At 60.6% G+C, this 26643-nt stretch carries 19 protein-coding genes and 3 pseudogenes; 4 read left to right on the top strand and 18 right to left on the bottom strand.

Annotated elements, in window-relative coordinates:
* From CFR78_RS14225 to CFR78_RS14160, 15 genes and pseudogenes are all read right to left on the bottom strand, one after another.
* A pseudogene (locus tag CFR78_RS14225) lies at positions 1-750 on the bottom strand (IS3 family transposase); the annotation flags it as partial.
* Between the two features lie 15 nt (positions 751-765).
* Entirely contained in the window at positions 766-4275 is a 3510-nt protein-coding gene (locus CFR78_RS14220) for a bifunctional nitrate reductase/sulfite reductase flavoprotein subunit alpha (protein ID WP_258366175.1), read from the bottom strand.
* Between the two features lie 4 nt (positions 4276-4279).
* Positions 4280-7177 carry a nitrite reductase large subunit NirB gene (gene nirB, locus CFR78_RS14215; protein ID WP_110581289.1) on the bottom strand — a complete coding sequence of 966 codons (2898 nt, stop codon included), beginning with the start codon at positions 7175-7177 and terminating at the stop codon, positions 4280-4282.
* Between the two features lie 29 nt (positions 7178-7206).
* Positions 7207-8847 (bottom strand): alginate export family protein, encoded by a 1641-nt coding sequence (locus tag CFR78_RS14210; RefSeq protein ID WP_034931839.1) that lies wholly within the window; start codon positions 8845-8847, stop codon positions 7207-7209.
* 23 nt (positions 8848-8870) lie between these two features.
* Positions 8871-10091 carry a nitrate/nitrite transporter gene (locus CFR78_RS14205; protein ID WP_110581288.1) on the bottom strand — a complete coding sequence of 407 codons (1221 nt, stop codon included), beginning with the start codon at positions 10089-10091 and terminating at the stop codon, positions 8871-8873.
* A gap of 1 nt (position 10092) precedes the next feature.
* A complete protein-coding gene (locus CFR78_RS16085) occupies positions 10093-10329 on the bottom strand; it encodes a hypothetical protein (RefSeq protein WP_146221297.1) in 237 nt (78 codons plus the stop codon).
* Positions 10330-10387: 58 nt separating this feature from the next.
* Positions 10388-11197 (bottom strand): formate dehydrogenase accessory sulfurtransferase FdhD, encoded by an 810-nt coding sequence (fdhD, locus tag CFR78_RS14200; protein ID WP_034931838.1) that lies wholly within the window; start codon positions 11195-11197, stop codon positions 10388-10390.
* Between the two features lie 221 nt (positions 11198-11418).
* The gene (locus CFR78_RS14195) at positions 11419-12042 is read right to left on the bottom strand and encodes an NTP transferase domain-containing protein (protein WP_034931836.1); all 624 of its coding nucleotides are present in this window, start codon (positions 12040-12042) and stop codon (positions 11419-11421) included.
* A 360-nt stretch (positions 12043-12402) separates the two neighbouring features.
* A complete protein-coding gene (locus CFR78_RS14190) occupies positions 12403-14706 on the bottom strand; it encodes an FdhF/YdeP family oxidoreductase (RefSeq protein WP_110581287.1) in 2304 nt (767 codons plus the stop codon).
* Positions 14707-14729: 23 nt separating this feature from the next.
* Positions 14730-15263 (bottom strand): nitrate reductase associated protein, encoded by a 534-nt coding sequence (locus CFR78_RS14185; protein ID WP_034928074.1) that lies wholly within the window; start codon positions 15261-15263, stop codon positions 14730-14732.
* A gap of 55 nt (positions 15264-15318) precedes the next feature.
* Positions 15319-15468, bottom strand: coding sequence for a hypothetical protein (locus tag CFR78_RS16690; protein WP_007399396.1), 150 nt, complete (start codon positions 15466-15468; stop codon positions 15319-15321).
* Positions 15455-16474, bottom strand: coding sequence for a cytochrome d ubiquinol oxidase subunit II (gene cydB / locus CFR78_RS14175; protein ID WP_034928071.1), 1020 nt, complete (start codon positions 16472-16474; stop codon positions 15455-15457). Before cydB ends, CFR78_RS16690 begins: the two co-directional genes overlap by 14 nt.
* A 3-nt stretch (positions 16475-16477) precedes the next feature.
* Positions 16478-17911 carry a cytochrome ubiquinol oxidase subunit I gene (locus CFR78_RS14170; RefSeq protein ID WP_039999480.1) on the bottom strand — a complete coding sequence of 478 codons (1434 nt, stop codon included), beginning with the start codon at positions 17909-17911 and terminating at the stop codon, positions 16478-16480.
* Positions 17912-18355: 444 nt separating this feature from the next.
* Positions 18356-18556: a transposase gene (locus CFR78_RS14165; protein WP_258366172.1), complete on the bottom strand. Its 201-nt coding sequence runs from the start codon at positions 18554-18556 to the stop codon at positions 18356-18358.
* 100 nt (positions 18557-18656) lie between these two features.
* Positions 18657-20270, bottom strand: coding sequence for a sigma factor-like helix-turn-helix DNA-binding protein (locus tag CFR78_RS14160; RefSeq protein ID WP_110581286.1), 1614 nt, complete (start codon positions 20268-20270; stop codon positions 18657-18659).
* Positions 20271-21009: 739 nt separating this feature from the next.
* On the opposite strand from CFR78_RS14160, the gene CFR78_RS14155 reads away from it, so the two are divergent.
* The 4 genes and pseudogenes from CFR78_RS14155 to CFR78_RS14140 all read left to right on the top strand — a co-directional run.
* Positions 21010-21765, top strand: coding sequence for a hypothetical protein (locus CFR78_RS14155; RefSeq protein ID WP_034931957.1), 756 nt, complete (start codon positions 21010-21012; stop codon positions 21763-21765).
* 180 nt (positions 21766-21945) lie between these two features.
* Positions 21946-22077, top strand: a pseudogene (locus CFR78_RS14150) (IS21 family transposase); the annotation flags it as partial.
* 96 nt (positions 22078-22173) lie between these two features.
* Positions 22174-22494, top strand: coding sequence for an ATP-binding cassette domain-containing protein (locus tag CFR78_RS14145; RefSeq protein ID WP_051672111.1), 321 nt, complete (start codon positions 22174-22176; stop codon positions 22492-22494).
* 197 nt (positions 22495-22691) lie between these two features.
* Positions 22692-23291 (top strand): annotated as a pseudogene (locus CFR78_RS14140) (transposase); the annotation flags it as partial.
* Positions 23292-23659: 368 nt separating this feature from the next.
* Here CFR78_RS14140 and CFR78_RS14135 read toward each other — a convergent pair.
* The 3 genes from CFR78_RS14135 to CFR78_RS14120 all read right to left on the bottom strand — a co-directional run.
* Positions 23660-24031 (bottom strand): hypothetical protein, encoded by a 372-nt coding sequence (locus CFR78_RS14135; RefSeq protein ID WP_240471451.1) that lies wholly within the window; start codon positions 24029-24031, stop codon positions 23660-23662.
* Entirely contained in the window at positions 24006-24968 is a 963-nt protein-coding gene (locus tag CFR78_RS14130; protein WP_240471450.1) for an RNase A-like domain-containing protein, read from the bottom strand. Before CFR78_RS14130 ends, CFR78_RS14135 begins: the two co-directional genes overlap by 26 nt.
* A 288-nt stretch (positions 24969-25256) precedes the next feature.
* On the bottom strand, positions 25257-26643 hold a 1387-nt coding region (locus CFR78_RS14120), incomplete at its 5' end, for a heavy metal translocating P-type ATPase (RefSeq protein WP_146221296.1).

Raw genomic sequence — 26643 nt, 5'->3', positions numbered from 1 at the left:
AGGACAGGACCTTGCGCGTGAACCAGTCCATGATCGCCACGAGATAGAGAAATCCCCGTTTCATGGGAATATATGTGATATCGGAACACCAGACCTGGTTAGGCCGATTGATGACCAGATCCCGTAGCAGATATGGATATTTCCGATGCTCCGGATGGGGCACGGTCGTGCGCGGCTTCTGGTAGATCGCCCGAAGGCCCATGATCGCCATGAGCCGCCGGACCCGCTTGCGGCCCACTTCATGTCCCAGGCGGCGCAGATGCCATGTCATCTGCCGTGAGCCATAATAGGGCGTTTCCAGGAACTGGGCGTCGATCAGCCGCATCAGCTCCAGATTGGCCTCGCTCTGTGGCACAGGCCGATAGTAGACGCCCGACCGGTTGAGTTGCAGCAGCGTGCATTGCCGGATTATCGGCAGACGCGCTCGCTTCGGGTCAATCATCTGCCGCCTCTGATCACGCCCAACCGAGCAGAGGCATCGCGTAAAAAATCCCGTTCCACGAGAAGCTCGCCTATCTTCGCGTGCAGTTTCTCCACATCAGCAGGGCTGACCGGGGGCTCCGCCACCGTCTTCCCGGAGAAGGTCGCCGCCATCCCCTCGATCGCCTGCCGTTTCCACTGGGCGATCATCGTCTGATGCACCCCATGTTTCGAAGCCAGTTCCGCCAGCGTCAGTTCCCCACGGATCGCTTCCAGGGCAACCCGTGATTTGAACTCCGCCGCATACCTCTTGCGCGTAACCTTGCCCATAAAACCCGTTCTCTCTCAGATCGGATTATAGCTTATCGCCCTGTCCGAAAAATGGGGACCACTTCTGTTCGAGCATATACCCGGCCATGGCGTGCGGCTTACCCCCACCGTAAGCTCCACCACCCGCCCCGATGCCTGCGCCGAGGACGCGATCGAGTACAGGCGCGGCTGCATGCGCCGGAACAGGCCCGGCACCTCCTGCACTGACACCGACAGAGATGCCTCTTTCAGCATATGGGGCAGGAAACCCGGTTCACGGCCCCCCAGCGCGGCCAGCATGGCCGGGTTGGGGCGGCTCAGGTCAAGATGGCGCACAAGGGCTTCCCGCAGTCCCACCGTTCCGTGGCCACGCAGGACGATGGGCGTATCCTCCGCAAAGGGAAGGGCATGCAGCGCCGCTTCCACATAGGGTGCCGGGTTGCCGGGCCATATGCCCAACGCATCCCCGGGGGACCAGGCCAGTTCCGTTCCACCCACGTCCAGACCGATGCGCCGCGTATCCCGCTCGCAGCCTGCGGCACACAGTCGTTCATTGATGGCCAGCCGGGCCATGACAGGAGCCTCGCGCGTTCCGCCGGGTGGAAGCAGGGGTGCCTGTACCATCGCTGGCGCCACGGGTGCCGCCGCCAGACCATCCGCCCGCCGCTGCGCAAGGGCCGTGAGCATGACGGCGCGCCAGACCTCCACCGTATCCTCGAAATCAGGCTCGCACTCCACCCGTTCCAGCAGCGGTGTCGCCCCCAGTTCCCGCAGCCGACCGTCCAGCGCCCGCCCGAAGCCACAGAAATTCGCGTAGGACGAATCCCCCAGCGCCAGTACGGCATAGGCCAGACCGGACACGGGTGCCTGCCGCTTCCCCAGCATGTCCCAGAAGGGAACGGCGCAGTCCGGCGGATCGCCGTCACCAAAGGTGGACACGACAAAGAGCGCCAGCCCGGCAGGGTCACGATCCGCATCGAATGCATCAAGGCACTTCCCTTCCGCTTCATGACCCGCCTCCCGCAGCCAGGTCACGATCGTGGCTGCCAGACCTTCCGCCCGCCCGGTCTGGGAGGCCCACCATACACTGATGCCCGGTGCGGTTGCAGCTTCGTGCACGGCCCCCATGGCAGCCTGATCGCCCTGCATCCGGCTGTAAAGCCCGGCAAGAATGCCATCGATGCGGGTGCGTGCCTGCGCCGGCAGGGGGGCGGAGGCAGGCAGAACGGGTATTTCCCCCGCATCAGGGGGCGCAATTTCCAGCCCGTCGAGGAATCCGGCAAGCCATGCCCGCGCCGCGTCCGGCAGGGCGGCGGCAACCGGCTGGTCCGACCACTCCAGGCCAAGGTGGCCGGCAAGGGCACGCAGTCTCATGGCAGGCTGTCCTTTCATGGCGGTTTCCCCATCATCGGCGTCCGGACATGCGGCCTTTTCCACACGTTCCAGCGCCACCGCACAGAGCTTGAATCCGGGTTGCAGCGAAATCGGGTCAACGGCGTCCGGCGTAACGGTATTGACCGCCAGATCTTCGCCGAAACGGTCATTCCAGTGAAACGGGGCAAAGCAGGTGCCGACCCTGACCCGCGTGGAAATCCGGACCGGCAGAACGATCCGCCCCCGCCGTGACGTGATCGTGACGTGATCGTCATCCTTCAGGCCAAGCGCGTGGGCATCAGGCGGCGCCATTTCCACAAAGGGCCCCGGATTGAGCCGGTTCAGGCTCTCCACACGCCCGGTCTTGGTCAGTGTATGCCACTGGTGCTGTAGCCGGCCGCTGTTCAGCACGAAGGGATATTCCGCATCCGGCCATTCATCCGGCCGCATCCACGGGCGTGCAAAAAAGACCGCCCTGCCATCGGGCGTGGCGAAGACGGGGCCCCTTCCATCGGGGGAAAGGTAGCGGATCGGGTGCCGGTCCTGCCTGTCCCCGGCGGGGGCCGGCCACTGCACCGGCCCCTTGCGCAGGCGTGCGTGGCTTATGCCCGTAATGTCATAGCCGGTCTTCGGATTGCTGAACCGGCTGGCCTCCGCGAATATTTCGGCAGCGGAGGTGAAGGCGAAATCCTGCCCGAACCCCATGGCGCGCGCCACGCGGGCAATGATGTCCCAGTCGGGCAGGGCCTCGCCCGGCGGTGGCACCGCCCCGCGGGCCAGTGTCATGGTGCGGTCGGAACTGACCTGTACGCCATCCCCCTCCGCCCACAGGGCGGCAGGCAGCACGATATCGGCAAAACGCACCGTCTCGCTATCCACGAACGCATCCTGCACGATCACGCATTCCGCGGCCTCCAGCGCCCGGACCACATGCCGCCGGTTGGCGACGGTCGCGACGGGATTGGTGCAGATCACCCAGCATGCCCTGATCTCACCGCGCTCCATAGCCTCGAACATGGCAATCACGCCGTGGCCGCCCGCCTCGCGCAGGGTGCCCGGGGGCAGAGACCACTGTTCCTCGGCAAAGGCGCGATCCGCCGCCACCAGCGCACTGCGCTGGCCGGGCAGCCCCGGTCCCATGTAGCCCATCTCGCGCCCGCCCATGGCGTTGGGCTGTCCGGTCAGCGAAAACGGACCGCTACCGGGGCGACAGATGGCGCCGGTGGCAAGATGAAGATTGCACAGCGCATTCGTGTTCCATGTGCCGGCCACGCTCTGGTTCAGGCCCATGGTCCACAGGCTCATCCATTCCCCGGCCTCTGCGATCCATCGCGCGGCGGTCAGGATGTCGTCAACCGGCAGGCCGGTGATTTCCGCCACGGTCTGTGGGGCATAGTCATCCAGAAAGGGTTCCATCGCCGCCCACCCCGTTGTGTTGCGGGCAATGAAATCCCTGTCGATCGCATCGTTTTTCACCAGCAGGTGGAGCAGGCCATTGAGCAGTGCCAGATCCGTACCGGGGCGGATCGGCAGGTACAGATCGGCCTTTTCCGCCGTGGCCGTCCGGCGCGGGTCGACCACGATCAGCCGCGCACCCGCCCGCCTGCGGTCCATCAGCCGCAGGAACAGGATGGGATGACAGTCGGCCATGTTGGCGCCAATGACGAAAAAAAGGTCGGTGCAGTCGAAATCCTCATAACTCCCCGGCGGGGCATCAGCCCCCAGCGAGAGCTTGTAGCCAGTCCCGGCCGCAGCCATGCACAGGCGGGAATTGGATTCAATATGCTGGCTGCGGACAAACCCCTTGGCCAGTTTGTTGATGAGGTACTGCGCCTCCAGCGACATCTGCCCGGACACGTAAAAGGCAATGGCATCCGGCCCATGCACCTCCAGGATGGTACGCAGCCGTGCCGCCGTGGTGTCGATGGCCTGCCGCATGGCAACGGAAACCGCCTTTTCCCCCCGCGCGGGGCGGATCGCGGCATGGTGCAGGCGCTGGTCGGAAAGGATGGGCCTGTCACACGAACTGCCCTTCGTGCACAGGCGGCCGCCATTGGCGGGATGCGCGCCATCCCCCCGCACCTTTGCAATGCGACCGTTTTCCACTTCCAGTATGACCCCACAGCCCACCCCGCAATAGGGGCAGACCGTGCGGATGTCCTCCCGCGCCATCGGGTCAGGCCGATACGGGTTCCGGCGGGGCTGCGACTGGCTTGGCCCGGATCGCCACCTTTGCGTTTTCCACACGGGCGTCCCATGTCCGCAGCCGGATGGCGGGATCTTCCAGGCACTGTCCGTCCACCAGACGGAAATGCTGCTTGTACAGCGGGGACGCCACCACCAGCTGCCCCTTCAGGTCCCCCATGATCCCGCGCCCGATCACGTTGGCGTTCGAGAATGGATCGTGGTTGTCGATCGCAAAGACCCGGGCGGGCGCGTCCCCTGTTGCAGGCAGGTAGAACAGGGCAATCTGGCTGCCGTCATGCCAGGCCACGACACCTGACTTGGCCACCAGGTCATCAAGCCCGCACAGTTCGGTCCAGTCCTGCGGGCCGGCCGGTGCCGTGGCTGCGGGCAGGTTTTCGGCCGGACGGACCTGATCACGTTCGGGCATGGTGCGGATATCGGGATCGGGACGACTGTCATTGACGAAGGTACGGAACCGCTTGAGTTTCTCACGATCCGTCAGCGCATCGCGCCATTCACAATGATAGTGGTCCACCACCATCTGCATCTGCCGCTCCAGTTCCGCGCAGATGCCAAGGCTGTCGTTGATGATGACATCCCTGAGATACGCCAGTCCACCTTCCAGGTTTTCACGCCAGACCGAGGTCCGCTGCAGCCTGTCCGCCGTGCGGATATAGAACATCAGGAAACGGTCAATATATTTCACCAGCGTTGGGGCATCGAGATCAGTCGCGAACAGTTCCGCATGGCGCGGGCGCATGCCGCCATTACCGCAGACATAAAGGTTCCAGCCATTCTCGGTCGCGATCACGCCCACGTCCTTGCTCTGTGCCTCCGCGCATTCGCGGGTACAGCCGGACACGGCGAATTTGAGCTTGTGCGGGGAGCGCAGGCCCTTGTAGCGGTTTTCCAGATCCAGCGCCTTGCCCACGCTGTCCTGCACGCCATAGCGGCACCATGTACTGCCCACGCAGGATTTTACGGTGCGGGTGGACTTGCCATAGGCCTGCCCGGTCTCGAACCCCGCATCCAGCAGTTCGGTCCAGATATCGGGCAACTGGTCCAGCCGCGCACCAAACAGGTCGATGCGCTGGCCGCCGGTGATCTTGGTATACAGGCCGTATTTCCTTGCCACCTGCCCCAGGACAATCAGCTTTTCGGGTGTAATCTCACCCCCGGCTATGCGGGGCACGACCGAATACGTACCGTTCTTCTGCATGTTGGCCATGAACGTGTCATTCGTGTCCTGCAGCGGGATATAGAGCGGGTCCGTGATCGGCCTGTTCCATGCGGATGCCAGGATGGACCCGACAGCGGGCTTGCAGATGTCACAGCCCAGACCGCCATTGCCATACTGCGCCATCAGGTCTTCAAATGTCTGGATCCCATGCACGCGGACAAGCGAATACAGTTCCTGCCGGGTATGGGAAAAATGTTCGCACAGACTATGGTCAACCGCGATGCCGCGCGCCTCCAGTTCCGTCTCGAACACGTTCCCGAGCAGGCCCGAACACCCGCCACAGCCGGTGCTGGCCTTAGTGGACTGCTTCAGGGCGGCAAGATCCGTGCAGCCCCCCTCGATGGCAGTACAGATCGCCCCTTTCGTCACATTGTGGCACGAGCAGATCATGGCCGTATCGGGCAGCGCGTCAGCCCCCAGCAGGTCCGCCCCCTCCCCACGTGGCAGGATCAGCGCCGCCGGGTCGGCCGGGGGCCTGATGGCGTTCTGCACATATTGCAGGATCGTGTCGTAATAGGCGTTATCCCCCACCAGCACGGCCCCGAGCACCCGACTGCCATCGGCCGAGAGCACAAGGCGACGGTAGGACCCGTCCACTTCCCCGATGAAGCGGTAACTCCGGCTGCCCGGTGTCGCGCCATGGGCATCTCCAATCGAGCCGACATCCACCCCCAGCAGCTTGAGCCTGGTGGACATGTCCGCTCCGGCAAAGGCGGCGTCCTCTCCCGCCAGGGTAGCCGCCAGCGTGCGCGCCATGGTGTAGCCCGGCGCCACCAGTCCGAAAACCTGCCCGTTCCAGCACGCGCATTCCCCGATCGCGTAGATGGCCGGGTCGGATGTACGGCATTGCCCGTCGATCACGACACCGCCGCGCGGGCCGATTTCAAGCCCACAGTCCCGCGCCAGACGGTCCTGTGCGCGGATACCGGCGGAAAACACGACCAGATCGGTTTCAAGGAATGTGCCGTCGGCAAAGACAAGCCGGTGGCGTTGTGTCTCGCCCGCAATGATCCGCTGCGTGGCATGGGATGTCAGTACCTCAATCCCCAGTGCCTCGATCCGCTGCTTCAGGGCCTGCCCGCCTTCATCATCAAGCTGCACAGGCATGAGGCGCGGCGCGAATTCGACCACGGCAGTGGACAGTCCCAGCCCCGCCAGCGCGTTTGCCGCCTCCAGCCCCAGCAGGCCACCACCGATGACCACGCCGTGCGATGCGCCCTCCGCCGCCGCCCGGATCATGTCCAGATCATCCAGTGTGCGATAGACCAGTCCTGCCGTGCCCGTATTGCCCGGAACCGGCGGCACGAACGGCATGGAACCCGTGGCAAGGATCAGTGTATCATAAGACAGCGGGCCTTCCGCGCTTTCCACCATCCGCGCCGCACGGTCAATGCGCGTTACCCTGACACCACGATGCAGGGTCAGGCCGTGATGGGTATGGAAACCATCCGCATGCAGGCGCAGCGCCAGGGCGTCGTGCCCGTTCATATACCCGGTCAGGTGCACGCGGTCGTAGGCATCATGGATTTCGTCGCCAAAAATATGAATCGCATGGTTTTCATGCAAACCCTGCGCCACAAGCTGCTCGGCACAGTAATGCCCAACCATGCCATTGCCGATGATGATGATGTTTCGCGTTGCGGTCATGATCCTGTCTCCTGTCATACGCGCGGCTGTCAGAACTTGAATTCCATGGTCTGCATGTAGAACGCCCCGTCCTTCGCCCCCGCGCGACGCATGCCCCGGGAGGCGACGAAACCTGCGATGTCATGTGTCCAGGTCCAGTGCGGCGCGAAATTCCAGGCCAGCTGGGTCTGGGGTGTGGTGCCGATGAAACCGCCCGAAAGACCGTTGCGCCAGCTATAGATCCGGCCGGTGCCATAGACCGCGTCCTGCGTGCTTTCCCGCCAGAAAACAGGCACATGCAGCCTGAGATGCAGGTTCGCCAGCGGTGCGGCGGTCACGACCGGCCCGATACCGACCAGGTTCTGCGATGTCAGGGCCAGCGTCACGTCATTATAATAGGGCAACGGGAAATAGGGGGTTGCGAATGTGCCAACCGCGCCGTCCCTGCTGTGATAGGAACCACCGGAAAACAGGTCCCCCTGCAGAGCAATGGATGGTTTTGCCTTCATGCCCCTTGCCGTCCATCCCATTGTACCGTTAACGGCATAGGCCCGCACCGCGCGCGTCGCCCCGCCACCGGCAGGGCGGAATTCGCCGCCCTGGAACACGCCGGTCAGGCTGATGTCAAAGGGGCCGACATTGCCCCACACGCGTGAGCCGATATTGTCCCGCCGGGTTGACCCGGCCTGCGTGCCCGTTGTCGTGGCCAGCGCCGCCGAGGCACCATTGAACAGGTAGTCAATGAAGAATACATCGGCAAAAATCTGGCTTTTCTGCCCCATGACCGAAAATTTCGGCAGGGCCGTTGATGTATAGATACCATACATCCGGGCACTGTAGTTCGTGCCATCGGCAAACACGTTGCGCGGCAGCTTGTTGGTCTGCATGAAGTCGAACAGGTCCAGCCGGAAGGATTTCCACACCGCATAGCCACGAAATCCGTCCCATGACTGCTGGGCATTGGTCAGGTCGCGCGCGGACTGCATGGAAACGGGCGCGTCGAGAAAGATCTGGCGACCGCCGATCACACCCATCCTGGCCCCCAGCATCCTGCCCTTTACCTCCAGAATACCCTGCTGGAGATCCAGGCGCTCACGCTGCACCCCGGTCTGGTAACCATAATAGTTCGATCCCCCCGCCTCCCCCCACAGGAACTCGGCATAGGCGCGGACATGTTCGCCCAGATGCAGGTCCGCGCCATACTGGCTGCGCAGCAGCACACGGCTGGCGTTGGTCTTGCCCGCGGTTCCCATCAGCGGCTGGTTCTCGAAGACGTAGCGCAACCGCTCCTCCCCGCTGAGGGAAAGCCAGATATCCCCCCTGTCCGTCAGGGGAATGTATTTCAGGCGGTTGAACCAGTCATTGCGCCGCTGTTCAGGCGGTGTATTGACAATGTCGCTCCAGTCCTCGGCCCAGCGCGCCTGACCGAAACCGCCAACGGTCCCGAACCCGGCCGCGGCCCCCTTTCCCGCATTGAACACCCCCCAGTCAGGACTGTGTGGCAGGGTCAGGTGGTGGATGGCGCCCTTTGGCGACCGCGAAGAAGATACTGCCAGGGGAGAGGCGACCCTCACGCCCGCAACAGGCGGCGTATCGGCATGGGCCGCATGGCCCGTACACAGGCTGGCCAGCAGGGCGGTAAGGCCGGCCGCGAGCGGAGCAGGCCAGCGTGCAGCGGAAATACAGGTCACGGGATACGTTCCTGATCTGATGATTATGAAGGAAGGGCCGCATCGGCTTCAGCCGATAGCCGGGGCCGTTCAGCCGCCCAGCGACGGTGGCACACGCCAGCACACACGAACGCTACCAGGGCAACCATGGCAAAACCCAGAAATCCCGGTCCATAGGAGCCGGTGGCCTGCCGCGCGGCACCAAGGGAGGATGCCAGATAGAATCCCCCCACCCCACCGCTCATGCCCACCAGCCCGGTCAGGACCCCGACCCGGCCGGGGAAGCGCGTGGGCACAAGCTGGAATACGGCCCCGTTGCCCAGCCCCAGCACGACCATGCCAAGGAAAAAAGCCGGAAATGCAAACCAGATTGTTGGCAGGCCGAAGCCGATCATCGCAAAAATGACGACGGCAAGCCCGAACAGGATGCGCAGGGCGCGCGCCCCCCCGATCCGGTCGGCCATGGCGCCCCCGAGCGGGCGCACAAACGACCCGACAAACACGACCATTGCCGTACAGCTTCCGGCAAGGGCGGGCGGCAGGCCATACTGGTCATTGAAATAGATGGTCAGGAACGCGGCAAGCCCTACAAAGCCACCAAACGTCACGCCATAGAAAAACATCAGCAACCAGCAGCCGCCGCTACGCAACACGGGCAGCCACGTTACCAGTCCGCCACCGGAACGACGCTGCGGCGGTTCACTTGCCAGGAATACAAACGCGACCAGAACGGCAGTCAGCGGCAGGGTTGCCAGCCCCAGCACATTGACCCAGCCATAAAGGACAGCCAGACCCGGCGCGAAAAGGGAGGCAAGCGCCGTACCGGAATTGCCCGCCCCGGCAATACCCAGCGCCGTGCCCTGATATTGGGGCGGATACCATGCGGAGGCTAGTGGCAGGGCGATCGCGAACGAGGCCCCGGCCACACCCAGCACCAGTGCAACCCCGAACAGGGCGCCATAACTGTGCGGCGCGATCAGCCATGTCAGGGACAGACCCGCGATAACCAGGATCTGGGCGCCGATTGCAACCCGGCGCGGCCCGAAATGATCAACAAGCGCACCGGCCAGCACACGCAGCAGGGCACCGGCCAGCACCGGGGTTGCAACCAGAAGCCCCTTCTGGCCGGCATTCAGGTGCAGGTCATGGGCAATCGAAATTCCCAGCGGCCCAAGAAGGACCCACACCATGAACGAGACATCGAAGTAAAGGAACGCCGCCAGAAGAGTACGCGGGTTTCCAGCCTTGAGGAATCCTTTGTCCACGTCATCGCATCCAGTCTCCATCCAGCAGCATGACGGAGACGCCTTTTTCAGGCACGGTGGCCATCGTTGGCCGTCCGGGTGTCGTCGTGACCGATTGCGCCATTTTCCCCTCATTCACCGCCATTGATGAACGAGTCTGTAAGGAAACCTGCGCTGTTTTCCATTTGCACACGGAATAATGCGATGTCAAAACATTTTTCGACGGCCGCCCATCCGCGCCACGGCCGGGGGCAGGCATGGCCTGCCCCGCCCCTGCCAGTTGGCCGCGTGCCCGCACTGCCGGAAAAAAAGGCGGCCTACCAGACCAGTCGCCTGCCGCCACAGAACAGTGTCTGCCCGTCATGACGGGCAACGGCAATCAGGGTCTGGTCCATTTTTTCAGCCGCACGGAAGGCACGATAGGTCGGGGCCGAAATCGCAACCACGACGGCAATGCCCGCCCGTATCGTCTTGAGCGCCATTTCAAACGAATACCGGCTTGTCAGCAGGCAGAATCCCCCATGCAGGGCATCCGCATCCGGATGGCAGGCGCGCGCACCGATCAGCTTGTCCAGCGCATTATGCCGTCCCACATCTTCGCGGATCATGTGGATATTACCGTTCCTGTCCGCCCACGCTGCCGCGTGGACCATGCGCGTCGCGGCATTGAGCGTCTGCCACCCGCGCAGTTCATGTAATGCCCCGCGTATTGCTACCACCGACAGGCGGGGACCGTCCGGCAGCGGTGTCGCGGCCACGGCATCGTATGCCGGTACCGTCTCGCTTCCGCATATGCCACAGCTGGAATGACCAGTCCGCATGCGGACATCACGGCGCATGAGACGCGTCAATGCCGCACCCTTTATGGAAATATCAAGCGACAGCCCATCCTGCGTCTCCGCGACATCCACGGACCGGATATCCGCAACCGAAGCCACGATCCGTTCGGTCATGCAGTATCCATAGGCAAAATCTTTCAGGTCCGCCGGCGTCATCATCATCGTGCCATACGGGAAAATGCCGTTGAACAGGAGACTGACCGGAACCTCCTCGGCCACATTCAGGCTGAATGGCTCATCCGGGCGGGACAGGGTGCTGACATCCAATGGAAGGAAAAGGGCAGACATTACGGCGGCCTCGGGTCATCTGGGGCAGTGTATCAATACTCACGGGATGTGGCAGGAAGCCCGTTACGTCACACCGTTCACGTAACGCCCATTTTTCCATATCGGGATATGCCGCCTGATTTCATCACGGATGTAACGGCATGCACCGGGGCTGCCGTCCCGCGTATTGCATGCGCGCGCCACAGCATCCTGAAGCCGCGCGCAATACCGCAACTCGATATTCAGCATCCTGCTTCCTGTCCATAACGCGCAAGGCGCCTTAGTACCCGGTCCCGCTCATCAGGCGAATTGACGTTTTCCAGCGCGCCGGTTCCCGGCGGGGCAAGAAAGCGCACCGGTGAACTGGCGAGCATCTGCCGCAGCCGGATTTTCCTGCAGGCCGCATGTTCCTGCAGGCTTGCCAGCATCGCGGGTTCCCATATCGTGCAGAGCGGCTCTGGCAGTCCGTCGCCTTCACTCAGATAGGCCGTGGCATCCATATCCGCATTGCGTTCATCAACAAGGGTTGCAAGCGTCCTGTCATCCAGCATGGGCAGGTCACAGGCCACGACCAGCCAGGCCACATCCGGATACGCCGCATGGGCCGACAGCACGCCGAGCATTGGCCCGCCGTCCAGTTTTTCCCCCATTCCCTTCCGGTCCACGATACAGGGATAGGACGCCCGGAGCGGGTCGTGCCCCTGATCGGGTCGTATCGAGACGAAACAGCGCCTGACATGGCGCCCCAGCAGGTCAAAAGCACGGGCAAGCTGCGGCCGGCCACCATAGGGCAGCGCCGCCTTGTCCTGCCCCATGCGGCGGCTCGCGCCCCCCGCCAGGACCAGCCCATACAGCAATGCCGTCATGGTTCGCGCCCCCCCAGGCCATGGGGACCGTACATGAAGCCCATATCATCCCCCGACATCATGCATTTCGATTTTTTTTTTCCGCCGGTATGCTGCCCCCCCCCCCCCGCGCGACATTGATGCATGATGGCGCGCATGTTCCTTAATATAGCGGTCCGTCCTGTGGCGCCATATCCGTGGCGGGAAGGCACGCAACTGCCGGTCACCCTCGCCATCGTCAGCACCACCGCGCATAACGGCGCGCGGGCCGGTTCCTGTCGTGGCAGAAAGACGGGTACGGAGCTTCCCGCCCGATAACGGGCGGGAAGGCGGCATGGGACCGACCGTCTGCCGTCATCATCATCCATGGCCCCTGCCCTGTCAGCCGGCAATGCGGATTGGGGGGGCTGCCGCAACACTTTCCACGACTTTTACCGGGATGGATTTGGCAGCAGGCGTTCCACTGATCTCGTCAAAGTAATCCAGCGGCAGCAACGGATTCAGTTCCGGGTAGTATCCGGCTATGGCACCGCGCGGCATGGGGTAGTCAAGCACGTTCAGCCCATCGACATAGCGCCTGACCCCGTCATCGCTATAGGTTTCAAGGCCAATCACCGCACCATTCGTCAGGCCCCGTTCTGCCATGTCATCCCTGTTCATGAACACGACAAGACGGGTGTTGTACACCCCGCGATAGCGGTCGCTGTTGCTGTAGATGGTCGTATTATACTGGTCATGTGAACGAATGGTCGCAAGACGCAGCATGGCCGTGTCCTTGACCGGCACGTTGACCTCCAGTCCCGGCAGCACGAGGAAATTCGCCTTGCCGTTGGGTGTCTTCCACACACGCCGCCGGGGTGGAATGTCGAGATGGAAGCCATGCGGACTCTTGATCCTTTCAGAAAAGTCCGCATAGATTTCAGGATAGACCTCGGCAATCCTGTCCCGGATCAGGGTGTAATCAACCATATAATCCGCCCACGGCGTGCGGGAGTCAGGCAGCGTTGCCATGGCCATGCGGCAGACAATTTCCGTTTCCGGCCGCACATGTTCGGTTACGGGTTCGAATACCCCCCGCGAAGCCGTCACGTTTGACATCGCATCCTCAATGGTCACGAACTGCTCACCGGCTTCCGTACGGATGATTTCCGAACGGGCAACAACCGGCAGGATGAGCGCGTCCCTGCCATGCACCAGATGCCCCCGGTTCAGCTTTGTCGCCACGCCAACCGTCAGGTTGAGGTTCCGCATGGCGGCATAGGAACGATCCGTATCGGGCACGGCGCGGATGAAATTGCCCCCCATGCCGAAGAACACCCTGGCGGTGCCCGCTTCCATGGCCTCGACCGCTTCCAGCACATGGTGCCCGTGTTCGCGCGGTGGTTCAAACCCGAAAACGTCCCGCACCCGGTCCAGATAGGCCTGGGTCGGTTTTTCATCAATGCCAACCGTGCGGTCACCCTGCACGTTGGAATGACCACGGATCGGCGCGATACCGGCACCGGGCTTGCCGAAATTGCCGCGCAGGAAAAGCAGGTTGGCGACCTGCTGGATCAGGCGTGACCCTTCCTGATGCTGCGTCAGCCCCATGCCGTAACAGATGATCGTGGCGTTGGATTTCATGTAGATATCCGCAATCCTGCGGATCTGTTCCTCGGTTATGCCCGAGATGCGGGTGATGTCCGCCCAGCTACAGCCCATGACATCATCACGCAGGGCTTCCATGCCCGCCGTATGGTCGTTGATGAAGTCAAGGTCCAGCACCTTTTCGCCGCGTGCCTCGGCCTCAAAAAGCGCCTTCATCATGCCCTTGAATACGGCCAGGTCGCCACCGATGCGCACATGCACGAATTCGCTGGAAATGGGGGTCGAACCGAACGTGCCCATCTGCAGCACGTCCTGCGGCTCCGTAAAGCGGATCAGCGCGCGCTCGGGCATCGGGTTGATCAGCACGATCGGCACGCCGCGCTTGCGGGCTTCGACCAGGTTGGTCATCATGCGCGGCGAATTGGTGCCGGTATTCTGCCCCACCACGAATATCGCCTCGGCATGTTCGAAATCGCCCATGACGATCGTACCCTTGCCAATGCCGATGGCAGGCGGCAGGCCACGACTGGTCGGCTCGTGGCACATGTTCGAGCAGTCGGGAAAATTGTTGGTGCCGAATTCACGCACGAATATCGAATAAAGGAACGCGGTCTCGTTCGCCGTGCGGCCGGATGTATAGAACTCGGCCTGATGCGGGCTGTCGAGGGCGCGCAGGTGCTGGCCGATCAGGGCAAATGCATCATCCCATGCCACGGGCACGTAGCGGTCACTTTCAGCATCGTAGCGCATCGGCTCGGTCAGGCGGCCCTGCATTTCCAGCCAGTAATCGCTTTTCTGCATCAGTTCGGTGACAGTGTATTTTTCAAAGAACTCCCGCGTCACGCGTGCCTTCGTTGCTTCATGCGCCAGTGCCTTGGCCCCGTTTTCACAGAATTCCAGCGTCTTGCGATGGTCGGGATCGGGGAAGGCACAGCTTGGGCATTTGAAACCGCCCGGCTGGTTCATGGCCAGCAGCCCGCGTGATCCCTTGACCAGAACACTCTGTTCCATCAGCACCTTCGCGGTCGCGCCAGCAGCCCCCCACCCGCCAGCCGGATGATGATAGGGTTTGTATTCGGGCGTTTTGTCGTTGCTCATGATCTCGACCCTCTTGGCTTTATTCAGTTGGGCAGGCGGAAGCGGGCAGGCGATACGGCTGCGGAACCGGGGGAAGCTCCCGCATCATGCAGCAGTCCCGCATGCTGTTGCACAAGACCGAACTCCCGCATCGCTGGCACAAAATTTTCATTTTCATGCTTCGAGCGGGCCAGCTTCACCAGGGCAAATCGCTGGAGCGGCAGTAGCGCGGCCCATTGCCTCGGCGTGGGTGGGGCTATGCCATCAGCCTGTGCCTGGGTTCTGACCGCGTCGGGCATCTGGTCTTCCTCCTGCCAGGCTTCCAGCCCACGGGTCGCAAGCTGGCGCAGGGGCTCGTCACTGCGGGCCGCGATCAGGTGGGCTACCAGTGCGCGATAGGTAGCCTGTTCGGGCACGGTTTCGCACGGCAGGTCGGCCAGCTGGCCCCTTTCTTCGCGCGTAAACCGGCTCCACTGCCGCAGGCTCAGCTTTATGCCGACAATATCAAGCTTCTGGCGGGCGATCATCGGAATGCAGCGCAGGGAGCCAGCAAAGTCACGTTCAAAGTCAAAAAGCATGGGACCAGATCCCTTATTGGCGGGAGGGGAATGTCGGGCGGTCATACCGCCCGTTTTACCTGGGAATGATCAGGTGAAGCAGGGACGCCGCCCCGAAAAATACGAGGGTGCTCAACGACCAGATCGCAACGAACCATGCGACCCGAACCCCGGCGCGGGGTGGCGCGTCATCTCCGTTCCCCCGGACAATATCAGTGATACCCATCGGTTTCCGTCACCTTTCCGCGAAAGACGTGATAGGAATAGATCGTGTAGGTCAGGATGACCGGCAGCAGGATGGCGGTGCCGATCAGCTGGAAGAACTGGCTGGACGGCGGGGATGACACATCCCACAGCGTCAGGCCCGGCGGCACGGCATAGGGCCACACCGTAATCCCCAGTCCGGACAGACACAGGAAGAACCAGCCCAGCGCGCACAGGAACGGCCCCTTTGAATGCCCCCTGCGCAGCCCCATGACGAACAGCGCGCCGAGTACCACCGTAAGAACCGGCACGGGTGCCACGAACAGGATGTTCGGCCAGTCGGTCCAGCGCCGCAGGTAAGGGGCATGCAGCAGCGGCGTCCACAGGCTGACCGCGACAATGCCGATGAACAGGCCCACGGCCAGCCGGGCAGCCCAGCGGCGGCAGGATTCCTCCAGCACGCCAGTGGTGCGCCAGATCAGCCACGTTGCGCCGAGCAGGGCATAACCACACATGACGGACAGGCCACACAGGATGCTGAACGGTGTCAGCCAGTCAAATGGCCCCCCAGCAAAAGCCCCATCGACAACCCTGATGCCCTGCACCACGCCACCCAGTATCGTGCCCTGACAGAAGGCGGCCATGGCGGAGCCGGCCATAAAACCGGTATTCCACAGCCCTTCCCGTCCCGTCCCGCGCGTCATGACACGGAATTCAAACGCCACGCCGCGAAAGATCAGTGCCAGCAGCATCAATATGATCGGCAGGTAGAAGGCCGGCAGCAGGGTGGCGTAGGCACCGGGAAAAACCCCGTAAAGCACGGCACCCCCCAGCACCATCCAGGTCTCGTTCCCATCCCATACGGGGGCGATGGTGTTGACCATCACATCCCGGCGGTCCGGATGGCGTTCAAGTGCGAACAGCATGCCGATGCCAAGGTCAAAGCCATCAAGGACGACATAGATCGAGATGGCGGCCACCAGAATGACGGCCCATATGATAGGGAGCCAGTATACGAAGTCCATCATGCCTCAGGCTCCTTTGCCAGTGGAGGGATCAATCACGCCCGGATGCATGCTGGTGGCCAGAATCCCGGATGCGTGGGAGGGCGGGGTCTCATGCTCGCCCTCCTGCGGCGCACGGCCCAGCATGCGGACCAGAATGCCCATCCCGGAACCGAACACGAGCACGTAGACCACCACGAACGCCGTCATCGAAAACGCCATGGAGGACAGGGCAACCGGCGATACGCTGTCAGACGTGCGCAGCAGGCCATAGACGGTCCAGGGCTGGCGCCCCACTTCGGTCGTGACCCAGCCGCACAGCAGGGCAAGGAAGCCCGCGGGCGCCATGCAGAGTGCGACACGATGAAAAACCGGGTTGGTGAACAGGGTGCTGTTTCGCCGCAACCACAGGGACCACAGCCCCACCAGCATCATCAGCATGCCAAGTGCGACCATGATGCGGAAAGAGAAGAAGATGACCGGTGAAGGCGGCCGCTGGTCACGGGGAAAGTCCTTCATGCCCGGCACCCTGCCGTTCAGGCTGTGCGTCAGGATCAGCGATCCGGCCAGCGGCAGTTTGATGGCATAATCCGTATGTTCGGTCTTCATGTTGGGAATGCCGAACAGCAGTTCGGGCGCATGATCTTCCGAGACCCAGTCCCCTTCCATCGCAGCAATCTTGACCGGCTGGTATTTGAGCGTGTTCAGGCCATGCGCGTCACCTGCAAGGATCTGGAGCGGGGCTACGATGGCCGCCATCCACATGGCCATGGAGAACATGACCCGCACCGGCTCGCTGGAGATCTTTCCTGCCTTGCGGGCTTTCAGCATATGCCACGCCCCCGTGGCCCCCACGATGAAGGCCACCGACAGGAAGGCCGCCAGTCCCATATGCACCAGACGGAACGGGAAGGACGGGTTGAAGATGATCGCCAGCCAGTCAGCGGGCATGAACCGGCCCGTGGCGGGGTCGATGGTATAACCACGCGGTGTCTGCATCCATGAATTGGAGGACAGTATCCATGTCATGGAAATCAGGGTGCCGACCGACACGCAGCATGTGGCCGCAAAATGCAACCCACGTCCCACCCTGTTCATGCCAAACAGCATGACGCCAAGGAAGCCTGCTTCCAGAAAGAAGGCGGTCATGACCTCATAGGACAGGAGCACGCCCGTAATCGGCCCGGCCTTTTTGGAAAAGATCGACCAGTTCGTGCCGAATTCGTACGACATGACCAGCCCCGAGACGACCCCCATGCCAAAGACAATCGAGAAGACCTTGATCCAGTATCGGTACAGATCAAGGAATACCGGGCGCCCGGTCCTGAGCCACAACCCTTCCAGCACGGCCAGATAGGCCGCCAGACCGATTGAAAAGGCCGGAAAGATGATATGGACGCCTACGGTAAAGGCGAACTGGAAGCGCGCCAGAAGAAGCGCCGGGTCATGTGCGTACTGCATCGATACTTCCCAAAACTTATGCTCAACAAGCAAAACCGTAAATGACTTCCTGGCATAGTGGTTCCGTAGCAATGCACCGCCCTGAAAGACGGATGCATGCCCGGATGTCTTGGGAACCGTGGTAGATCAGCCAGACGCATGATGTCCAAGACAGATTACACATAATATCATAAACGGTGTTTATGATAAAGAAATCGTCAGGCCATGTCTGGTTATGGATGAATATAGATGATCAGGAGACATCAATAATCAATCCCGGAATATTTGGCGGGTACCTGCCGCTTTCAGCCATGATCCTGCCTGCCCGGCCGGTCCCGTCATTCACCCGGCCATAACAGGGATACGGCTCACTTTTCTGCCAAGGCATGTCCTGCGGTCAGAGGCGATACGCAGCACGGCACATGGGTCCGGCACCAGGCTTCGAGGCAGCCTGCCTCCATCCAGCTACAGGATTGCTGGCAGACCGCCGGCCATGGCGGTAAAGCGCATCCCGTAGCGGATCACGTAACGCAATCCATTGAACATTACGCGCAATGCGTGGTGCCATTGTTCCGCATCCTCGCGCATCAGGATCAGATATGGAACAACCAGAGACCATTCTTCGTCTGATACATCAGAGGGATACGGTTCGCGTGCAGGCGTCATCCCTGATTACTGCACCAGTCAGGCACCGAGGCAGATAACACCCTCTGGCATGTTATGGCGCAGACAGGCGGGGGAGAATGGATGCTCCCCGACCGGAGACTCAGCCAAACCCGAGTAATGGACGAAAGGACGAACCGATGGGCAGACGGGAGATGGTGACCGGCATATGGGTGACGGCCCAGTCCCGATTGACCACCATTGAGATAAAGGCAGCAAAATCAAACTGGCCCGATGGCTTCGATAGAATGTCTCTGGCGACCCGGAAGGGTACAGCCCTCTGCGAGAACAATGCCTCCAGCTTTTCCGCGACTGCCCTATCATAAGGATGGCCCGCAAGGTCGGACAGGGTACGCCCGGAAGAATCGACAAGAAGATAACCTATGCCACGTGGCTGAAGATGCTTGATCGCCGCCAGGCCTTTTTCCACGGTCTGTTGGCGGAACATGTTGAAGATCGGCTTCACCTCAATCACCAGAATCCTGCCCTCCCGGTCCCGGACCACGGCATCGGGATAATAGAGTTTCTCCTGCCCTTCCATCGTATAAGGAAAGGCGACTGGTTGCTCCTGATACCAGGACACCTCTTCCGACCGTTCAAGCCAGGTAAAAACTTTTACTTCCATGCCTGATTCACACATCACCATTCGCCCCAACTTGTCGCTGCGCAGGGGAATCGCGGCTCCCCGGCTTCCTTCAACAGGGGAACGTTTCCGCCCGATCATGTCTTGGGGAGGTGCATTGAAATAGGCGAACTGACCATGCATGATGGCCTTCAAGGCCACATCTGCCCATCGGTCGAGCTTCCAATGCCCGAGCAGTTCCGGATCCCGGCAGGCTTCCATGGCAGCCAGCCCGGCCGCATGGCGCAGGGCGGGCGTCTGACCAGGGGCGCCGGAAGCGATCATCAGCATCAGCGTGAGCTGCTGTGCCGCCACGACATTATCGTTGACGAATTTGACAATGCCGCGGGCCGCCACAGCCGGATTGCTCCAGTCCGCTTTCGGTGACAGTTCAGCCAGCACAATGCGAAGCCGGTCCCTGCTCCCCTTCCTCCGTGGAAGGGCGGCGTTAATCGTTCTAAAGGCCCGGTTGCGCCGCTGTCGAATCCGCTCACGACTCCGGCCCAACTCATGGCTGAGTTGCGCGAGGGTCACATACCCGCCATCTCCTACCAGTCCCAGTAGCCGAAGGGCGATGATCTGATCCATCGGGTCGGACACGCAGCTTTCTACCGAGCTGGCCAGAGCCGCCCGGAAACGGTCTGGCAGTGGATCATCCGATGGAGCCTCCCTGGTTGAAAGGGGCGACAGCGCCACGGTCTCACGCAAAAGGACGTTGAGATAATCATAGGCCCGCGCCACTGTAGCAATGGCGCGCCGTCCGGGTGGCGCCAGCTCAGCCTGCTCCTTCAGATTGAGCAGGGTTGCGACAAGTTGATCTATGCCTGCCGAGAGCCGCGTTTCCAATGGCTCTTTCTCCGCATGGATGGCAGCAGAATCAGAAGCAGATGGTGTGGATGGCCCCGTTTCTATCAGACCCAGGCGCTTGAGCCGGCTGCGGATGGCGCCAACGCTGCGTTTATGATGGTCCGCCAGTTGATCGACTGAAACGCCGCTTCGAAGCGCCGCTTCCAACGCCTCATCTTCCTCCGGCAACCAGGATTGCCCATGACGGTGCTGCATTTCCCCGATCCGTCGATCCACAATGATGCTCATATAACAATGATTGTCACACGAACGGCAGCTGGATAGGAATTATCTTTATAATGCCCTATCACTTTTACATTCATTTCCCGGATGGGGCCGTAGACCGGCGATGGGTTTCAGGATGTATGCGGGCGGACGGCCATGTCCAGAATGGGCGCCCATACGGTTTTGTGACGGTTGCGGCGATTGCAAGGGCCACGATGTTGACAACCAACGAGGACAGACAGAATGGCACTTGTCCCGTGTTGTCCACAGGTTGCGACAGGAGGAATGGAACCTGACTATCAATTCAGTTGGAGCATTCTGAACGTCCCTTAACCCACTCTGGGAAGTTCAGGTTGGAAACGCCCGACCTGGCGGCCAATGATGCGCCTGACTTCGGGCAACCTGACGACTTCAGACTTCAGGCGCGATACCATGCGTGCGGGCCGCCTCGTCTGGTTTTGGACCCGTATATCCCTGATCCACATAAGTCAGTTCATCGCGGAGCAACGGGTCGAAAGTGGCGCGAAATCCCGTGGTGAGCTGCCAGTTTTTCCCCTTTATGTCATGGATAATGTCCGAACCAGGCCAGGTCGGCAGGGTGGGAATGCATTGACCGCGAGCCGCGCGCGAAGCGCCAGACTCGCGACCCTACGAACGAGAGCCCGATTCCGGCCAGTTGAGGCCGGGAGACGTCACCAACAAGCCACATAACCATATCAAGATGCCTGTGCCCCTATGGCAAAAGAAGGAACAGGTGGTTTCTATGCTTCACTCTCTCCTACATATCGTTTCAAGAAAAACGCGGCAGACATTAGCCGAGGAAAGCTTTCTTGCCGAACCGTTACCTATCATCATTAGCGAGATTGTCAGGGAAACTGCGCCTGACCGGAGATCAAAACGGGAGAAACAGATCGCTAATTTTTTATGTATATTCATCCCGATTGGTTTAATATCCATAATATTATTTTCAATTTTATTATTGTCATTTATCAAAAAAGAGAGTGCCACATATTCCATCATTCTCTTTATTGTTTTAGGTGCAGAAATTTCTACAATTCCATTGCTCGTCGTTATTTTTTTCCTGGCCCTGAAGGATATTGTAGGGTTTTTTCGAGATGTACACGAATGGCCGCTGCTTTACGCACAGAAAGAATTGGATGCTGATCGCACATATATCGAGCGTCTCAAACGTAGCACGCTGGCTGATCTGCAAACCGCACGCCGCACCTACGCCAGGAAGTTCGAGGGTCTGACCGGTCGGGCTACCCTGCTCGGTGGGAATCCCGCCAAAGCGGGTCTGGCATGGCTGGCTGTCGGCGCGGCTGTCACCGCATGGCAATCGAATATGAAAGAACAAATACTTGAGAAATGGCCTTCACCTATCTGGGCGATGATTATAATTGCCACCAGCTTCGCTCTTTTCTCGTTCTTGATTGCCAGCTCTGCGGAGAAAAGAGTTCGAGCGCTCGATCTTCTCGACCAAGCCATAGAGGAGCGCAAGACAGCCGAAGAACCATGACACGCTATGGCCCCGACTGTTAATTTTCACTGAGCACTGACCCGGGTAGTATGGAAATTTTCATCGAGAACTGACCCATGCCTTCACACTCCCCGGCAGCATCTGCTGGGGGTTTGATGAGTGATCGACATGGAGCTTCTGAGTGTAATCCGTCGGTAGCACTGCCGGGATCATCTTCCGATCCGCGAGATCGAACCCCGGACGGGACTGTCACGCAATACGATCCGGAAATATCTCCGGGCAGAGAGTATTGAGTTGCGGATCCAGGTTCCCGAACGCCCCAGTCGACTGGACCCGTTTGCTGACAGGCTGCCTGATTGACGGTGCGGCTGTTCCGGGATGCCCGTGGAGGCATGGCGTCGACTGGTGCAATATGTCTCGGCCGAACCTGGATGATGGTCCGATCATATGGCGGACAGCGATGAAGTGCGAGGCCTCATGATGTTTTTTGGGCTTGCGGGGCACTGTCTTCATACACCGCTTTCGCGCCTGTCAACGGGGGAACGCCAGCGGCTGGCGCTGCTCCGGGCGATTTTACTGCATCCCGAGGTGCTGTTGCTCGACGAACCCTGTTCCGCGCTGGATGAGACCTCAACCGGCCGGATCGAGCGTGTCCTTCAGGCCTTACAGACGCGGGGAACCGCCATCGTTCTTGTCTCCCATGACATGCGACAGGCCGGGCGTATAAGCACCTGCAGTCATCCATTTCAAAAAACAAAATCGTCCTGACGCCCTCTCTTTCTGCTTCAGGCGTGCATCATGCTACCGGACAGTCATGCAGAAAGGGAGAAATGAATTCTGCTTCGCTGCCGAGTTCATGCTCAATTTCAAGCAGACGGTTAGCCGATCGTCGGCGGCGCCTGGTGCAAAGGCCGTCAATCATGTCCTGGCGAGGCGTAGTCGATGTAATGGTCTGCCGCGTTGGTGAACCGCCACCAGACCGGCAGATCAACCTGACCGATCCGGACAGCAGGCTGATGCGCCGCTCCGACGCGCATGAATACCGACAAGCCTACAATGCCCAGGCCGTGGTTTGTGCCGAGGGCAGCCAGTTGATCCTGGAAAATGGGGTCGTTGCAACGACGGCGGACGCGCCCAGCTTCGCCGCCACCATCCTGGGTATGGAGGAGAGGATCGGCCTGCCACGAACCGTCCTCGCCGACACGGGTTTCGCCAGCGGCAAAGCCATCCAGACATTGCAGGCCAGCGGCGTGGACCCGCTGGTCGCCATCGGACGCCCTGTGAATCGGCGCCCTTATGACTTCCGGCCAGAACCACCACCCAGGGAGCCGCGCCGGATCACCGAGCCCTGGCGCCTGGAAATGAAGGCCAGGCTGCAACAGAACCCGGCAAAAGCCCTTTACGCCTTACGCAAGCAGACCGTCGAACCGGTCTTCGGTATCATCAAGAGCGCCATGGGCTTCACCCGTTTCCATCTCCGTGGCCTCTCCAACGTCGCAACAGAATGGACGCTCGTCGCCCTCGCATACAATTGCCGCAGGATCACGCGACTGACGGCCGCATAAACACCGTCGTCGTCGTCACTCATCACTACGGCAGCGCCCAATCCGACAGCCTGCTAGACGAGGAAACATATCATGAAGATCATATTTAGTTAAGTTGGACGGTATGGACATAATATGTCATCCCATTGTGTTCTTTTTTTGTAATTGAAATTTTGATGCGCTATGCATTACTGCGCTTCTGACCTGCATACTGAACGATGATAGTCCATCTTCCATAAGTATATATTTCAATATGTGTTTTTCTTACTTTGAAGTTAAAAATAAAATGACGGGACGGTGCTCCTTCATAAACCGGTGCCAGAGATACATCTTGGTCGGATCAACATGCGTTTCCACATAAGTATTGGCGGATAACCTGCTTATCCGGCTCAGGCGTCTCCCTGTTCCTGCACCTCGGGATCATGTTCAAAGGCGTGCAGGACGGCAGACCAGAATGCACGCAGGCTGGGAAAACTGCCCCAGTCAGGTGGTTCTTCAGGCTCAACTGTTGGAATGATACCAAGCAAAGCTTTACTGATGCGGTCGATTTCCGCATCGGTGCAGGCCAGTAAGGTTTTTAATTCGGCGATCGTTTGCAGTTTGAACGGAAGATCATGCGTTCGCGGTCCGCACTGGATTGCTTCCTCCAGCGTATCTCCAAACATATCGGCATCTTCGCCTAAAGAACTGGCACCGAGGCCAGCCAGACAATCAAAAATTTTGCGGATTTCATAATCAGTAAAGTCTAACAGTCTGCACATAGTAAATCATCCCGTTATGTTCTTTTTTAGTAATTGTAACTCTTATATGTCGCGCAGCTTTGCGTGCCCGATCGGTGTTCTCGACAACAATAGCCCCGCTGCCTGAAAGATGTCCTTCAACGTGAACTGAACTTCCATCTCTGGCGTCCATGAGCCATGCATCAATCTTATGGGAATGATCCCGCAGCACTGCGTGAATAGCACGTTCAGCCTCTTCCTTCGAGATGAAGAATGAAATGACCGGATGTCTCTCCTTTGTAAACCGGCGCTCGATATATGCCTCGGTCGGGTCAACGTGTTTCAGCAGCACATGCCCGCCTGCCTTGCGGTTATGGGCCGGCGCCTCATGATGGTTGAGGTCAAGCCGGTTCTGCCGATGCGGTGAGAGGAGGTTCTGGTTGGCGGGTGTCCGTGTGGGCTGGGCCATGCGTTGCACAGGCCGGTGGAAGTGCTCCGTCGTGATGTCGTCCTGCCTGAAGGCAAGGCGGTTTGCATCTGCCGTGGCAACACGCATGGCCCGCGTTGCCGCGAAATGCGCTGCCGCATGGAGTATGCCAGCGGGAATCATGGCATCCGCAGCCTGACCGGCCAGATCGGCAACAGCAGGGGGCGCATGGGCCTTCAGCATCATGGCATGCACCGCGCGTTCGGTCAGGGTGTGCGGTTCGGTGCCATTTTTCCATGCCTGCTGTCCGGCGGCCATCATGTCGGCGCCATGGGCCGCAAGCGCAATGCCGCCAACTTTGCTGAGCAACGGTTCAGGGGTAGCCATCAGGCCTGCGGCACCGGCCATTTCCGCAGCGCCCAAGCCCATCGTGGCCAGACCTTCGGCCCTGTTGATACTTTCGTGGCCTGGCAGGTATCGCCTGACGACGCTGACGAGTTGATGTTCGCTCATGACGAATGTCAGGGCGGGATGCTGGTTGGTATTCGACATGATATGTCCTGAAATACAAGCACAAAAAAGCCCGCCGGTCAGGGCGGGCTTTACGTGTGTATGGATGATCTTACGGCTGCGTATATTGCAGTTTTTTTGGGGGGATCATAAATTTATGGGAGAGTTCGGATCAGTGAGTGTCACAATTCGAACTGTATTTAGTATAGCAGTAAAAACCTGCATACAGGGAGCAAAAAATACAAGTTGATCTGCTCCTTTAGCGTAGTCCGTTTTGGCAGAACCTTTAATAGTACATAGAAGTCCGCAATGAAAGCGACAGCGGACCAATTATATGGAACCGGTATGGTGTGGGTCCGTAGGGCGCCTTGCCGCCACCGGTTCTTTTCCGAGCCTGAGAGCATTGGTGACGACCGTGACGGATGACAGGGCCATGGCGGCGCCCGCGATCATGGGCGAGAGCAGCATGCCGAAAACCGGGTAGAGGGCGCCTGCCGCGACCGGGATGCCGATCCCGTTGAACAGGAACGAGAAGGCGAGGTTCTGCCGGATATTGCGCATGGTGGCATGCGCCAGCATCCGGGCGCGGACCAGGGCGCCAAGGCTTCCATGCGCCAGCGTGATGCCCGCACTTTCGATGGCAACGTCCGTTCCGGTGCCCATGGCAATGCCGACGGAGGCGGCAGCAAGGGCGGGTGCGTCGTTCACGCCGTCGCCTGTCATGGCCACACGCGCGCCGGATGCCTCCAGACGTCGGATGATGTCCGCCTTGTCCTGCGGCTTCAGCCCGGCATGGATTTCCGCGATATGGCCTGCTGCCTTCGCCACCGCATTCGCAGTCGTCTCGTTATCGCCGGTGAGCATGACAATGCGCAGACCGTCCGCATGCAAAGCCGCAAGGGTGGCCTGAGTATCCGCCCTCAGGGGATCGGCCACGGCTATCAGCCCTGCCAGTTTTCCGTCGATCGCCACGAACATCACACCCGCGCCACCCTTCCGCCGTGCCGTGGCTGTTGCCTCTAGCGGTGTTGTGTCAGCACCGGCCTGTTTCAGCCGCTCGGCATTGCCAATCACCACCTGATGGCCGTCAACGGTACCGCTGATACCAAGACCGGGTTGCGAGGCGAAATCACTGACCGGCGCGGGATCGCCTTGGCGGTCCTTCAACGCGCGCACCACAGCCTGCGCCAGCGGGTGCTGCGATTGCGCTTCAACCGATGCGGCCAGGCGCAGCACCTCGGTGTCCTGCCAGCCTTCTGTCACGTCAAGGCCGATCAGCCGCGGGTGCCCTTCCGTCAGCGTGCCTGTCTTGTCCACCACCAGCGTGTCCACCTTGTCCAGCGCCTGCAATGCTTCGGCATTGCGGACGAGAACACCCTCACGCGCTCCGCGTCCAGTGCCGACCATGATGGACATCGGCGTGGCCAGACCCAGCGCGCAGGGGCAGGCGATGATCAGGACCGATATGGCATTGAGCAGTGCATGGCCGAAACGCGGCGCGGGACCTGTGACATACCAGACAATGAAGGTCAGCACGGAGATGGCCAGCACCAGTGGTACAAACCAGCCCGATATCCGGTCGGCAACGGTCTGGATCGGCGCGCGCGAGCGCTGCGCCGCCGCGACCATCTTTACAATGCGGGCCAGCATGGTGTCGCTGCCTACGGCCTGTGCCTGGATTTCCAGGCTGCCGGTGCCGTTGATGGTACCCCCCGTA

The organism is Komagataeibacter rhaeticus, from assembly GCF_003207855.1.
Classification (GTDB): Bacteria; Pseudomonadota; Alphaproteobacteria; order Acetobacterales; family Acetobacteraceae; genus Komagataeibacter; species Komagataeibacter rhaeticus.
Note: the sequence above shows the minus strand (reverse complement) of the source record. Positions and strands in the feature narration are given on the sequence as shown.